Consider the following 12502-nt stretch of genomic DNA (forward strand, 5'->3'; position numbering starts at 1 on the left):
CGCATGCTCCCTACCTTTGCCTGCTGTTCACGCCCGACGCAGCGCGGAGCGGCCCGCGAAGCGCGCCGAGTCGCCCAACTCCTCTTCGATCCGGATCAGTTGGTTGTACTTCGCAGTGCGGTCGGAGCGGGAGAGCGAGCCGGTCTTGATCTGGCCGCAGCCGGTCGCCACTGCCAGATCCGCGATGGTGGTGTCCTCCGTCTCGCCCGAGCGGTGCGACATGACGGCCGTCCAGCCCGCCTGGTGGGCCGTGGCCACCGCGGCCAGCGCCTCGGTCAGGGTCCCGATCTGATTGACCTTGACCAGGACCGAGTTGCCGACGCCGGTGCGGATGCCCTCGCGCAGCAGCGTCTCGTTGGTGCAGAACACGTCGTCGCCGGTGAGCTGACAGCGGTCGCCGACGCGGGCGGTCAGCTCGCGCCAGCCGTCCAGGTCGTTCTCCGCCATCGGGTCCTCGATGGAGACGACCGGGTAGGCGTCGATGAGCTTGGCCAGGTAGTCGGCGTGCTCAGAGGGGGTGCGGCGCACCCCCTCGCCCGCGTAGTCGTACACCCCGTCGCGGAAGAACTCCGACGACGCCGGGTCCATGACCAGGCCGATGTCCGTGCCGGGGCGGTAGCCGGTGCGCTCGATGGCGGACATCACGAAGTCGAGCGCCTCCTCAGCGGTACGCAGCGCGGGCGCGAAGCCACCCTCGTCGCCGACGCCCGTGGAGTGCCCGGCGGCCAGTAGATCGCGGCGCAGGGTGTGGAAGACCTCGCTGCCCATGCGGACGGCTTCGGCGAAGGTGTCCGCGCCCACGGGCGCGATCATGAACTCCTGGAAATCCAGCGGATTGTCGGCGTGGGCGCCGCCGTTGACGATGTTCATCATCGGCAGCGGCAGGAGGTGGGCGTCGACGCCGCCGAGGTAGCGGTAGAGGGGCTGGCGGTGGGCCGCCGCGGCGGCCTTGGCGGCGGCGAGGGAGACGCCGAGGATCGCGTTGGCGCCGAGCCGAGACTTCGTGGCGGTGCCGTCGAGGGCGACCAGCGCGGCGTCGAGACCCGCCTGGTCCGCCGCGTCCCGGCCGCGCACGGACGCCGCGATCTCGCCGCCCACGTGGGCCACCGCGCGGTCGACGCCCTTGCCGTGCCAGCGCGCGGAGTCTCCGTCGCGCAGTTCCACGGCCTCCCGGGCACCGGTGGAGGCGCCGGAGGGGACAGCCGCGCGCCCCAGGGACCCATCCGCCAGGACGACGTCGACCTCGACCGTGGGGTTGCCCCGGCTGTCGATGATCCGGCGGGCGGCGACGGTCTCGACGGTGGCGTTGACGGTTCCGAGTGCCTTTGCGGACATGGGAGTTCCTTCCCGTTGTCGTGTGCCGTGGCCCCGGCTGCGACAACGCTGGCGCTGAGCCCGACAACACCAAACTCTACAGCAATGCTGTTCAGTTTGGCTGTACAGCATTGCTGTGTAAGTCAGGTGCACAGCCTTGCTGACCAACGGGGTAAAGTGCCCTATGCCCACCTCGGAAGCCGCCGCCATCGCCGCCGAACTGCGCACCGCGATGGGCAAGCTCACCCGACGCGTCAAACACGAGGACCGCATCCCGCTGGGCCAGGTCGCCGTGCTCGGCGCGCTCGACCGCAACGGCGCCATGACCACCAGCGACCTCGCCTCCGATCAGCGCGTACGCCCCCAGTCGATGGCCCGGGCGGTGGGGCTGCTCATGGAACAGAACCTGATCACGCGCCGGGCGCACCCCACGGACGGCCGCAAGTCGCTGGTCGAGCTGTCGGACGCGGGCCGGGCCGCGCTCGAAGCGGAGCGCGGCCGCAGGGCCGGTTGGCTCGCGCAGGCAATCGAGGCCGAACTCACGGATGAGGAGCGGGCGTTGCTGGCACGGAGCGCCGCCCTGCTGGAGCGTCTCGCCACGCGCTAGCGCCCCGACAGGCAACGTTGGCCCCGTCGCGACGCCCGGCACGCGCCCCCAAGGGTAGTCAGCCCGAAGAAGTCGCCCCACTGGTGACCATCGTTATGTCCCACGGCGGGCCGGATGGCCCGCCGACGGAAGGGAGACCAGGGAGGCCGCATAGGGGGAGGCTGGGACGAGCCTGTGGCCCGGATATCACACACGCCGCTCAGTAGCCGACGCGGAAAGTCGCATCCTGCCGCTCGGTCGCCGTGGAGATGGGGTCGATGCGCAGGACGTAGTTGGAGTGGCGGATGTAGCGGGTGGGGTTGTTGTACGAGCGGAAGGAAGCCCAGGTCGAGTCGGCCAGCCCGGCCGTGCGGTAGAAGGTGGCGTCCGCGGCGAACGTCGATGTCCCGTCGTTGGCGTCGAGCCGGAGTTCGTAATTGTAGTGGCGCAGGTGGCGGGTGGGGTGGTTGACCGACTGGAAGGACACCCCCGAGCTGTCGGCGAGGCCCGGCACCAGCTTCCACAGCGAGTCGGTGTACAGGTCGAAGGGGTACGTGTCGATGCGGCCGACGTAGTCGAAGTGGCGGACGTATCGGTCCGGGTAGTTGTACGACTTCAGCCGGTTCCAAGCCGGGGCGCCCCATGTGGCGATCAGGTTGTTGTACTCGGTCGTGGTGATCGTCGTGATGCCGCAGTGCTTGGAGTTGACGGGCTGGGTGTAGGTCTTCTGGTCGAGCGCGGTCCAGGTGCCGGAGGCGAGGTCGGTGCTCCGCCAGGCGTAGAAGACCCCGTTGGGGGTGTAGGTGTCGCCCCACAGGTACCAGGTGTTCGAGGTCAGGGACTTGTAGACGGTCGGGGCCTCGGTGCCGCCGTGCGCGACACCGGTGCTGAACTCCCGGAAGCTGCCCGGGTTCAGGGAGGTGGAGCGGGCCGCCACCAGTGTCTGGTTCTTCTTGAAGAACAAGTAGTTGTAGCCGTTGACACCGACGGCCATGTCTCCGTCGATCACGTCGTAGCCGGGATCGAAGAAGACCTGCGGGGCGGAGGCGGTGACGAAGTCGCTGGTGTAGTTGACCATGATCACGTTGTGGCCGCTGGAGTTGACCGAGGAGTAGATGACCGCGTACTGCCCCCTGCCCGCGTCCCAGAACGCCTCGGGGGCCCAGCTGTGGGTGGTCATGTCGTGCAGCTTCAGCCGCCGGTAGCCGGTGAAGGTGCGTAAGTCCGCGGAGTCCCAGACATGGATGTACTGGCTGTTGTAACTCCAGTCGGTCCCCTTGAGATCGGTGGCGAGGACGACGAACCTGCCGTCCTGTTTACGCATGAGGAAGGGGTCGCGCAGACCGAGGGCGCCCGCGGTGGGGGTGACCAGGGGGTTGTTCTGGTTCAGCGGCGTCCAGTTGAGGGAGTCCGTGCTGACGGCGAGGTGGAGGCCGTAGTCGGTGCCCGCGCCGAGGCTGGTCGACTCGGTGAAGTAGCACATCGCATAAGCCGAGTCTGCGGCGTGGGCTGTACCGGCGCCGAGGGTCAGGGCGCCGGATACCGCCAGGGGAGTGGCGGCGGCCATGCCGAGGAAGCGGCGGCGGGACGGCTGGGGGCCGGGCGGCATTGCACTCATCTTGGTCTCCAAGGGAGGTGCATGAGCCGGGCGAGTGGCCGCGGCTCGTGGGGGGTGTCGGGGGCATGGGATATGCGGCCAGGCACCAGATGGTGTCGATATTTCGAACAGAGTTCGGTGAATCGGTCAGAAGGTAGACCGTGACAGCTGGGGCGTCAATCGTTCTGCCGAGCCCGGCCGGGCAGCAGAACGTTCTTTCGTGTGCGGGACAGGTCAGGGCGGGATCAGGGATCACCGGGGGGCGCCCCCGATGCCCAGGTGCCCGCCCGCTGACAGCGTGTAGGGCATGATCTCAACGCGCATGTCACGAAGGGGCTTTGGGAGAGCCGCGCTGGCAGGAACCGCCGCGCTGGCCACCGGCGTAGCGCTGCCCGCACGTCGCGCCGCCGCCTCGCCCCAGCCGCTCCCGCCGCTGGACCCCGCCGCGTTACAGGCCGCGATCGACGACCTCGAGAGCCCGCCGTCGACCGCGGCCCAGCTGCGCATCAGCGGCACAGCGGGCCACTGGCGCGGTACCTCGGGCGTGGCCGACATCGGGACGGGGCGGCCGGTGGGGGCGGGCGACAAGGTTCGGGTCGGCAGCATCACCAAGATCTTCGTCGCCACGGTGGTACTCCAGTTGGTGGCGGAGGGCCGGATCACGCTGGATACGCCGGTGCGACGGATCCTGCCCGGGCTGCTGCCGGACCGGTACGCGGCCGTCACCGTGGCGCACCTGCTGAACCACACCAGCGGGCTGCCCAACCATGTCGGCATCCCGGAACCGAAGACTGCGGAGGAGGTGTTCCAGCACCGCTTCGATCACTGGACGCCGCGGGAGTGGGTGGCGACGGCGACGCACGGGCCGCTGAAGTTCGCGCCGGGCACCAGGCAGCAGTACCGCGGCATCAACTACGTACTGGCCGCGCTCATCATCGATACGGTGACCGGCCACCCGTACGGGGAGGCCGTCGAGGCCCGCATCCTGCGCCCGCTGGGCCTGGAGCACACCGTCGTACAGGGCGACGACCCACACATCCATGGCCGACACGTGCACGGCTACCTGAAGATGGCCGACGGCAGTCTGCGGGACATCACCGTGTACGACCAGTCGGCCGCCCGGGGCGAAGGCGACATGATCTCCACCACGGGCGATGTCGACCGGATGCTCGCTGCGCTGTTTTCCGGCGCGTTGCTTCCGCCCGAGCTGCTCCGGCTGATGTTCACCCTGCCGCCGGACGACGTGCGGATGCTGGACGGCAGCCCGGCCCGCTACAGCACCGGGCTACAGCAGGCCACCGTCAACGGCGTGACCTGGTGGGGCAAGACCGGCGAGACGTACGGCTACAAGAACGCCGCGTTCTCCACCCGTGACCAGCGACGCCGCTTTGTGCTCGCGTACCACCCGACGACCGCCCGCAACGGCGAGGAGAGCCAGATGACCGCTCGGGTCGCCGACTTGCTCACCCGCGCCCCGAGTGCCGAAGGGTCGGTCGCTTGATCCACCGAGGTCGAAGAACGCTCACTTACTATGACAACGATGACATCGGGGTGGACTGCGGTGCACCGCAGGGAGGGGGACGGGAGCCGATGAGCCTTCGTCAGTTCGAGTACGCCCTGGCCGTCGCCGAGGAGGGCTCGGTGACGGCGGCGGCGGAGGTGCTGCACGTCGCTCAACCGTCGGTGTCCCAGCAGATCCGCGGCCTGGAGCGGGAACTCGGCGTGACGCTGTTCGACCGCACGCCGACCGGACTGGTGCCCACCGTGGTCGGCCGTGCGTTCCTGCGGGAGGCGGAGGTCGCGGTGAGCGCGGCGCGGCGGGCGAGGGCGACGGCCCGGGCCGGTGGCGATGAGCTGGAGGGCGAGCTGCTGGTCGCGGTGCAGATGGGTCTGGGCACGCGGCAGCTGCCGGGTGCGCTGGGCGCGCTGCGCCGCCGCTTCCCGCGGCTGGAGGTCACCGTCTTCGAGGAACCGAACCCCGCCGAGCTGGAACGGCTGGGGCGCCGGGGCGTGCTGGACCTCGCCCTGGTGGCCGAGCCGTGCGAGGGCCCCGCCGACGCCCACCACCTCGGCGACGAGGAGTTCGTCGTGGTGCTGGGCGCCGGGCACCCGCGGCTCGCAGCCGACCGGGTCGAGCTGAGCGACCTGGAGGGGGAGCCGTGGGTGAGGTTCGACCGCGACAGCGCGCTCGACGGCGTGCTGCGGGACGTGCTGCGGGACGTGCTGCGGGACAACGAACTGACCCCGACCACGGTCGCCCGCGTGTCCCAGACGGCGACGGCCGTGCGCTGGGCCGCCCACGGGCTGGGGGTGACGCTCGTCCCGGTCTCCGCGGTGCCCCAGGAGTACGAGCACCTCGCGCGCCCGGTGTTCCCGGTCGTGTCCCAGCCCGTCGTCGCCGCGCTCCGGAATGGCGCGGGCCCGGCGGAGAGGGCCCTGCTGGAACTCCTGCGTCAGGAGACCTGGCACAAATCCGCTTTCTTCTCACCGGTGTCCTGACCGGCCGAGAAGGAGGCGGAACGCCGCTGAATTCCTCTTGCCGAAACTGGTGTCCCGGAAATTCCGTCGGTGTCAGCTCCTGGGGAATTCGCCGCCGTCCACGACGAGATTGCTCCCGGTCAGCCAATTCGCCCGGTCGGACATGAGGAACAGCACCGCGTGGGCGATGTCGTCGGGCCGCCCATCGCGCCCCAGCGGGGGAGTGGTGTTGTCCTGGCCCGGCCCCGCGTCCAGGCGCGCCCACTGCTCCCGCGTCGCTTCGCCGCCGGGGGTGGCGGTTCTGCCGGGAGACACGGTGTTGACCCGGATTCCGAACGGGGCCAGCTCCGAGGCCAGTCCCCGGCTGTACGCCTCCAGCGCCACCTTCGCCGCCACGTAGTGCAGGAACGGTGGCGGCGTGAGGGTGACCGCGGCCGAGGAGACGTGCACGATCGCCCCCGAACGCCGTTCCCGCATCCCCGGTGCCAGCAGCGAGTCCAGCCGCACCGACGCCAGGAAGTTCAAGTCCAGCGCGTCCTGCCACTCCTCGTCGGGGATGGCCACGGCGCCCGCGTGCGGTGCCGCCCCACCCGCGTTGTGGACCAGGATGTCCACCCCGCCGAGCACCTCCTGTGCGGCCGCGGCGAGCGCCTCCGCTCCCGCCCGAGTCCGCACGTCGGCCTCCACGAAGGAGGCCCCCTCCGGCACCGTGCCCGTCGCCGACCTGGCGGTCGTGAGCACCTCGGCGCCCGCGTCCAGGAGTTGGCGCACGACGGCCGCTCCGATTCCGCGAGAACCACCCGTGACCAGGGCCCGCTTTCCCGCGAGTTCTCGCGTTCCCGATCCGTACTCGATCGTGGTCATGCCACCGGTCCTCTCAATTATGCGTTTGTCCGCTCGACGGAAGAAGGATCGAGGTGCGCAGAGGCGAATCTTCGGAGAAATCGCGGTGAGCACCTCGTCGAGCCGTTTCACGGTACGTACGGAGAAGAACGAGAGGCAAAGACGAAATATCAGCAGGTGCTATAGGGAACGCCTATGGCCTCCTGGCCTCCCCAACATCGGTGTGCGCTGGATGCGTCAGGATCGCGCTCGCGACAACATCGAAGAGGTGATCGGCGCGAGGGGCGAGCGAGGGTTGGTCGCTGAGCCACGCGAGCGACCCGGCCAGCGCGAACAGGTCGGTGCCGTCGATGTCGGTTCGTGCCATGCCCTCAGCCTGAGCGCGGGCAAGGAGTCGCGTGCCGGCGGCGCGCATCGTGACGCACGACGTATGCAGTGCGGACTCCGTGTCCTCGATGGCAGCCACCATCAACGCCACAACGCCGCGATAGTTGTGCGCGCATGCGACGAAGTCGCGCAGCCACGACACCAGCGCATCGTCGGGCGAGCTCGACGTTTCGACCTCGCCTGCCCTTGCCGTCAGCTCGTCGAAGCTCGTACGGAGCAAGGCCTCGAACAGCGCCTCGCGCGCCGGGAAGTGGCGGAGCAGCGTCGCGAGCCCCACATTGGCCCTGCGTGCGATGTCACGCATCGATGCGTCGACGCCTTGCTCGGTGATGACGGCGCCCGCAACGGCGAGCAGGTGGTCGTGATTCTTCCTGGCGTCGGCCCGCATCGCTCCCTCTTGCCTTTCCGGATCAGTGATCCGTATTATTCGGACCAGTGATCCGGATATATGGATCACTGGTCCGTTCAGCGTATCCCGTGGTAGGGGCAGGAGAAGACGATGCCGACACACACGATGAGGGCGATCCGGCTGCATGAGCACGGCGGCCCTGAGGTTCTGCGTTACGACGAGGTGCCGATTCCCGAGCCGGGGCCGGGTGAAGTGCTCGTTCGCGTGCACGCGGTCGGCGTCAATCCCCCCGACTGGTACCTGCGCGACGGGCTGACCAACCTGCCACCGGAGACGCGGCCGAAGTTCAGCTTGCCCGTGGTTCCGGGGACGGACGTGTCGGGCGTCGTCGAAGCCGTCGCCGCCGATGTGGACGGCTTCTCCGTCGGTGATGAAGTCTTCGGCCTCCTTCGCTTTCCCAGCTTCGACGGCAGCGCGTACGCCGAGTACGTGGCCGCGCCTGCGTCGGACCTCGCGCGCAAGCCGACCGGCATCGATCACGTGCACACCGCCGGGGCGCCCATGGCCCTGCTGACGGCGTGGCAGTTCCTGATCGAGCTCGGACACGATCACCCGTCGCCCTTCCAGGCGGCGCGGCATCGCCCGGTGGCGCTCGACGCCGACACGACGGTGCTCATCAACGGCGCCGCGGGCGGCGTGGGGCACTTCGCACTACAGCTGGCGAAGTGGAAGGGCGCACGGGTCATCGCGGTGGCGTCGGGTGCGCATGAATCATTCCTGCGCGAGCTCGGTGCCGACGAGTTCATCGACTACACCAAGAGTCGTCCCGAGGAACTCGTGCACGGCGTCGACCTCGTTCTCGACGCCGTCGGTGGCCCCGAGAGCAGTCGCTTCCTGCGCACGCTCAAGCGCGGCGGCTCCCTGTTCCCCGTGTTCTTCGGTGACTTCGACGACGAAGAGACCGCGAAGCTGGGCGTCACGGTCTCCGGCACCCAGGTCCGCTCGAACGGCGCGCAGCTCGCCGAGCTGGGGCGCCTGCTCGACGCGGGCACGGTTCGCGTCGCGATCGACAGCACGTTTCCGCTCGCGGACGCCCGAGCGGCGCACGAACGGGCGGCCCGAGGGCATATCCAAGGCAAGATCGTGCTCACGGTCGCGTAGAGGCGAGCCGTTCGGTCGGCTCGGTTTGCCGCACCTGATCGGCGAACTCCGGGTCGCGGCCCTCGCGCAGTGCCAGCAGTTCGGGCTCGGTGAGGCCGGCGGCCGCGCCGGTCCGCTCGTGGGCATGTCGTTCGAAGGCGCTGTCCCAAGCCGTGGCCACCACGAGGATCGCTGTCCTCGTCCGTGAGCAGACGGTTTTCTCGGCTCATCAACTCTCTTGAGTTCGCTCACCGCGACGGGGTCGGCCGGGTCGATGCCGAGTGCCGTCAGGCGATCGGCCAGGGTGAAGGGGCCGCTGTCGGGTGTGAAGGGGATCCTGCGTTCGTTGCCGACCAGGGCAGGCTCCAGGCAGTTGTGCAGGAGGATCGATCCCGGTCTCCTGCGTGATGATGTCCAGGCCGCCCCGGCAAAAGGCGAGGATTCCGGTCACCGGGTGGACTGATCGGCGAGACGCCCCCTAAGTGCGCCATCTCATGAGGTTGGTTCCACCGGTGTCCGCTGCGTCCAGCCGTGGTACGTGGTGCTGGAGCCGCCTGACGGGTCCGCTCGGTCCGGTTGTCACGGCGCCGAGAACAGTCCGGGCCCCGGAGGCGGGGAGCCGCCGACGCGAACGCCGCTCGTGACCCGCAGGAACTCCAGTTTCTCCGCATCGGCGGAACCCGCGGCCACCGTGTAGACGACGAGGCGGATGTCGCTGCCCGGGACGGTGAGCACATCGCAGTCGCACGTCACTTCGCCGACCTGCGGGTGCACGATGGTCTTGCGAGCCGAGACATGCGGCCCGACCGCGCCCTCGTCCCACAGGCGGGCGAACTCCGCACTGGTGGAGCGCAGTTCCTCCACGAGCTCAACCAGTCCACGGTCACGGGGATAGGTGACGAGAGCAGCACGCAGATCGGCGACGAGGGCGAAGTTCAGGGTGTCGCCGTCCTGCTGCACGGGCCAGGCGGCGAGCCCTCTGGGCCCCGAGGCGAAGACCGCTCGCACCAGATTCCGCTCGGCGTGTGTCCGTCCGCTGGGGTCGCCCAACAGCACCGCCCATGCCGGAGTCCAGGACAGCAAGGTCCAGTCGGCGCTGAACACGCCCACGGGGAACTCCCCGAGACGAGCCAGCATCCGCTGAACCCCCGCCGGAACATGCGTGGAGATCGTCCCCTCGTGCGGGGGCAGGAGGCCGGCCAGCCGGTAGGCGTAATCGCGCTCCTCGGGTTCCAGCTGCAGTGCCCTGGCCAGGCTCGCGACGACCTGCGCCGAAGGGTTCGTGGCGCGCCCCTGTTCCAGCCGCACCACGTAGTCGACCGACAGTCCGGCGAGCTCGGCCAGCTCCTCGCGCCGCAGCCCCGCTGCACGCCGTCCGGGCCGCGCAGTTCGCCCGACATCTATGGGAGAAAGCCGGTCGCGCCAGCGGCGCAGTGCCGTGCCAAGGGTCTCGTCCACTCGGCCATTATGTCCGCCGGATGGCCGTTCTGCCTGGTACCGGCAGTCCTACCGTCGCAGAGGGCACTGGCTCTTCTCTCGCCACCGGCCGAGAGTGAACGCATGACGACCACATTCATCACAGGTGCCAACAAGTCTCTCGGGTACGAGACCGCCCGCCGACTGATCGAGGCAGGCCACACCGTCATCGTCGGTGCGCGCGATCCCCAGCGCGGCCAGGCGGCCGCCGACGCGCTCGGTGCCCGGTTCGTACAGATCGACGTGACCGACGACGCGTCCGTAACTGCGGCCGTCGCCGATGTCAGGGCTCACGAGGGGAGCATCGACGTCCTGATCAACAACGCAGGAATCTTCGGCACCCACAACGCCGCCGACCAGATCACCGCCGCTGACGCCAGCGCGGTGTTCGAGGTCAATGTCGTGGGGATCGTCCGCGTCACGCACGCGTTCCTGCCTCTCCTGCGGAAGTCCGCGAACCCGGCCATCGTCAACGTGTCGAGCGGCATGGGCTCCTTCGCGGCCACCCACGACACCGAGCGCGTCGAGGGCCGGGCCATCGCGCCGCTCTATACGGCGTCGAAGGCCGCCGTGACCATGCTGACCACGCAGTACGCGAAGTCCTGGCCGGACGTGAAGGTGAACGCGGCCGACCCCGGCTACACGGCGACCGACTTCACCGGTCACAGCGGCCCGCAGACAGTGACCGAGGGGACCGACGCGATCGTCGAACTCGCCACCATCGGATCGGACGGACCGACCGGAACCTTCCGTGACCGTCACGGCGCGATGGCCTGGTGAAGACCCCCGGACGGTTCGGAAGAAGACGGCCGGTTCATCTGTCCTTCTTGACGGCGGTGCCGGCGTGGCCGATCGGCCGGGAGATCTGTTCGAGTGGGCCGAGCACTTCGATATGACACTCGTTATAGAGCTGTGTAGCCTCCGCTTATAACAGTTGTCATAGGAGGTAGTCGTGACTGTCATCACCGTGAACGCCGCCAAGGGTCGCTTGAGTCTGGAGCAGCGGCGGAAGCTGGCCGAGAGCCTGACGGACGCGGTGCTCGTGCCCGAGGTCGGGCAGTTCGCCCCGCCCGCGCGGGCCGGGTTCCAGGTGCACTTCGTCGAGCGCGAGCCGGCCATGATGGCGATCGGCGGGCAGCTCCTGGTGGATGCCGGGCCGGAGGCCGACGTCATGGTGATCGATGTGACGGTCATGGACGGGGACTGGCACCAGGAAGTACGGACCGAGGTCATCGAGCGCGTGCTGACCGCGATGGCCGACGCCTGCGGGCTTGCCGAGCCGTCGCCCGCATGGTGGGTCAACTTCCGCGTCATCGACGAGGGCAGCTGGGGCTCGCGCGGCGGCGTGCTGTCCATCCTCTCCCTCCTCGACACCGGCGTGTTCACCGAGGAAAAGGCCAAGGCCATCCGCGCCCACCTCGGCGCCTGACCGGGCTCACGCCCAAGCCCCCGGCGCCCGTCACCAGGGGACGGCCGGGGGGCTTGGGCGCTGACTCCTGCCCTTTATGCGGCGGCGACGATGAGCTTCTTGAAGTCGGCGTACATCTCACCGGCCGCGTCCACGGAGGGGATGAGGGTGTCGAAGTGGAGGAAGCCGTGGATCAGCCCGGAATAGCGGTGCAGGCGTACCGTCACTCCGGCCGCGCACAGGAGGTCGGCGTAGGCCAGGGCCGGGTCGCGCAGGGCGTCGTTGTCGCCGAGGCCGATGACGGCCGGCGCCAGACCGCAGTGATCGTCGGCCCGCAGTGGGGACCGGGGGGTTTGGCCAAGGCGGGGTCATTGTTGATGTACGCGTTGAGGGAGTTGTCCAGGTCGGACGCGGTCAGCATGGAGCCGTGGACATTATCGGCCAGGGGCGGGTAGTTGGGCTCCTTGCTCAGGTCGACGGCGGGGTAGGCGAGGAGCTGGGCCGCGGCGGGGGTGCCGTCGTCATGCAGGGCCAGGGCGACCGATGCGGCGAGGTTGCCGCCGGCACTGTCCCCGGCGAGGGGGAGCGGGCCGCCACCGAAGAGTCCGGGGTGCTCGGCGACGTGGCGGGCCACAGCCAGGGCGTCGTTGTAAGCGGCGGGGAAGGGGTGCTCGGGGGCGAGTCGGTAGTCGACGCTGACGACGACCGCCTCGACGTCGCGGCACAGGCGGCGGCAGACGCTGTCGTGGGTGTCCAGGTCCCCGCCGATGAAGCCACCACCATGGCCACCGTTGCGGTGGGCCCGTCCTCCCGGGGCCGGTAGACGCGGACCGGGACCCCGGCCACGGTGTCATCGGTGACGGAGCCGACGGCGAGTGGCGGGTTGGGCGCGCCCGCGAGCGTCACCTTGCGCAGACCTTCGCG

General features: G+C 69.4%; 13 protein-coding genes and 2 pseudogenes. 6 read left to right on the plus strand and 9 right to left on the minus strand.

The window, feature by feature from the left end; genetic code table 11:
* Positions 1 to 27: 27 nt before the first annotated feature.
* On the minus strand, positions 28 to 1335 hold the full coding sequence (gene eno / locus HYQ63_RS42635) for a phosphopyruvate hydratase (protein WP_179939391.1): 1308 nt from the start codon (positions 1333 to 1335) through the stop codon (positions 28 to 30).
* Positions 1336 to 1498: 163 nt separating this feature from the next.
* Here eno and HYQ63_RS42640 point away from each other — a divergent pair, with 163 nt between their 5' ends.
* Entirely contained in the window at positions 1499 to 1921 is a 423-nt protein-coding gene (locus HYQ63_RS42640; RefSeq protein ID WP_179939392.1) for a MarR family winged helix-turn-helix transcriptional regulator, read from the plus strand.
* 199 nt (positions 1922 to 2120) lie between these two features.
* Here HYQ63_RS42640 and HYQ63_RS42645 read toward each other — a convergent pair whose 3' ends face one another.
* A complete protein-coding gene (locus HYQ63_RS42645) occupies positions 2121 to 3518 on the minus strand; it encodes a glycoside hydrolase family 43 protein (protein WP_257232523.1) in 1398 nt (465 codons plus the stop codon).
* Positions 3519 to 3804: 286 nt separating this feature from the next.
* Between HYQ63_RS42645 and HYQ63_RS42650 the strand changes: the two genes are divergently transcribed.
* Complete coding sequence (locus HYQ63_RS42650; RefSeq protein ID WP_179939393.1) at positions 3805 to 4998, plus strand: serine hydrolase; 1194 nt, start codon at positions 3805 to 3807, stop codon at positions 4996 to 4998.
* Positions 4999 to 5087: 89 nt separating this feature from the next.
* Complete coding sequence (locus HYQ63_RS42655; RefSeq protein WP_179939394.1) at positions 5088 to 5996, plus strand: LysR family transcriptional regulator; 909 nt, start codon at positions 5088 to 5090, stop codon at positions 5994 to 5996.
* Between the two features lie 72 nt (positions 5997 to 6068).
* Here HYQ63_RS42655 and HYQ63_RS42660 read toward each other — a convergent pair whose 3' ends face one another.
* Together HYQ63_RS42660 and HYQ63_RS42665 are read right to left on the minus strand one after the other, a co-directional pair.
* A complete protein-coding gene (locus HYQ63_RS42660; RefSeq protein WP_179939395.1) occupies positions 6069 to 6839 on the minus strand; it encodes an oxidoreductase in 771 nt (256 codons plus the stop codon).
* 172 nt (positions 6840 to 7011) lie between these two features.
* Positions 7012 to 7593: a TetR/AcrR family transcriptional regulator gene (locus tag HYQ63_RS42665; RefSeq protein WP_179939396.1), complete on the minus strand. Its 582-nt coding sequence runs from the start codon at positions 7591 to 7593 to the stop codon at positions 7012 to 7014.
* Between the two features lie 111 nt (positions 7594 to 7704).
* Here HYQ63_RS42665 and HYQ63_RS42670 point away from each other — a divergent pair, with 111 nt between their 5' ends.
* A complete protein-coding gene (locus tag HYQ63_RS42670) occupies positions 7705 to 8715 on the plus strand; it encodes an NADP-dependent oxidoreductase (RefSeq protein WP_179939397.1) in 1011 nt (336 codons plus the stop codon).
* On the opposite strand, the gene HYQ63_RS42675 is transcribed toward HYQ63_RS42670, so the two are convergent.
* Both HYQ63_RS42675 and HYQ63_RS42680 read right to left on the minus strand, forming a co-directional pair.
* Positions 8702 to 8878, minus strand: coding sequence for a hypothetical protein (locus tag HYQ63_RS42675; protein ID WP_179939398.1), 177 nt, complete (start codon positions 8876 to 8878; stop codon positions 8702 to 8704). The two genes, HYQ63_RS42670 and HYQ63_RS42675, sit on opposite strands and share 14 nt — an antisense overlap.
* 395 nt (positions 8879 to 9273) lie before the next feature.
* A complete protein-coding gene (locus HYQ63_RS42680) occupies positions 9274 to 10152 on the minus strand; it encodes a helix-turn-helix transcriptional regulator (RefSeq protein ID WP_179939399.1) in 879 nt (292 codons plus the stop codon).
* Between the two features lie 102 nt (positions 10153 to 10254).
* On the opposite strand from HYQ63_RS42680, the gene HYQ63_RS42685 reads away from it, so the two are divergent.
* Together HYQ63_RS42685 and HYQ63_RS42690 are read left to right on the plus strand one after the other, a co-directional pair.
* Complete coding sequence (locus HYQ63_RS42685) at positions 10255 to 10950, plus strand: SDR family NAD(P)-dependent oxidoreductase (protein WP_179939400.1); 696 nt, start codon at positions 10255 to 10257, stop codon at positions 10948 to 10950.
* A 172-nt stretch (positions 10951 to 11122) separates the two neighbouring features.
* Positions 11123 to 11599 (plus strand): tautomerase family protein, encoded by a 477-nt coding sequence (locus tag HYQ63_RS42690; protein WP_179939401.1) that lies wholly within the window; start codon positions 11123 to 11125, stop codon positions 11597 to 11599.
* Between the two features lie 74 nt (positions 11600 to 11673).
* On the opposite strand, the gene HYQ63_RS45470 is transcribed toward HYQ63_RS42690, so the two are convergent.
* The 3 genes and pseudogenes from HYQ63_RS45470 to HYQ63_RS42700 form a co-directional block, all read right to left on the minus strand.
* Complete coding sequence (locus tag HYQ63_RS45470) at positions 11674 to 11805, minus strand: hypothetical protein (protein WP_257232524.1); 132 nt, start codon at positions 11803 to 11805, stop codon at positions 11674 to 11676.
* A gap of 12 nt (positions 11806 to 11817) precedes the next feature.
* Positions 11818 to 11916, minus strand: a pseudogene (locus HYQ63_RS46230) (hypothetical protein); the annotation flags it as partial.
* Positions 11917 to 11951: 35 nt separating this feature from the next.
* Positions 11952 to 12350, minus strand: a pseudogene (locus tag HYQ63_RS42700) (alpha/beta hydrolase fold domain-containing protein); the annotation flags it as partial.
* Positions 12351 to 12502 lie beyond the last annotated feature (152 nt).

The organism is Streptomyces sp. Rer75, from assembly GCF_013414305.1.
In the GTDB taxonomy this organism is placed as follows: Bacteria; Actinomycetota; Actinomycetes; order Streptomycetales; family Streptomycetaceae; genus Streptomyces; species Streptomyces himastatinicus.

Coding starts and splice junctions, on each gene's coding strand:
- eno (WP_179939391.1), bottom strand. CDS start 1,335: ATGTCCGCAAAGGCACTCGGAACCGTCAACGCCACCGTCGAGACCGTC.
- HYQ63_RS42640 (WP_179939392.1), top strand. CDS start 1,499: ATGCCCACCTCGGAAGCCGCCGCCATCGCCGCCGAACTGCGCACCGCG.
- HYQ63_RS42645 (WP_257232523.1), bottom strand. CDS start 3,518: ATGAGTGCAATGCCGCCCGGCCCCCAGCCGTCCCGCCGCCGCTTCCTC.
- HYQ63_RS42650 (WP_179939393.1), top strand. CDS start 3,805: ATGATCTCAACGCGCATGTCACGAAGGGGCTTTGGGAGAGCCGCGCTG.
- HYQ63_RS42655 (WP_179939394.1), top strand. CDS start 5,088: ATGAGCCTTCGTCAGTTCGAGTACGCCCTGGCCGTCGCCGAGGAGGGC.
- HYQ63_RS42660 (WP_179939395.1), bottom strand. CDS start 6,839: ATGACCACGATCGAGTACGGATCGGGAACGCGAGAACTCGCGGGAAAG.
- HYQ63_RS42665 (WP_179939396.1), bottom strand. CDS start 7,593: ATGCGGGCCGACGCCAGGAAGAATCACGACCACCTGCTCGCCGTTGCG.
- HYQ63_RS42670 (WP_179939397.1), top strand. CDS start 7,705: ATGCCGACACACACGATGAGGGCGATCCGGCTGCATGAGCACGGCGGC.
- HYQ63_RS42685 (WP_179939400.1), top strand. CDS start 10,255: ATGACGACCACATTCATCACAGGTGCCAACAAGTCTCTCGGGTACGAG.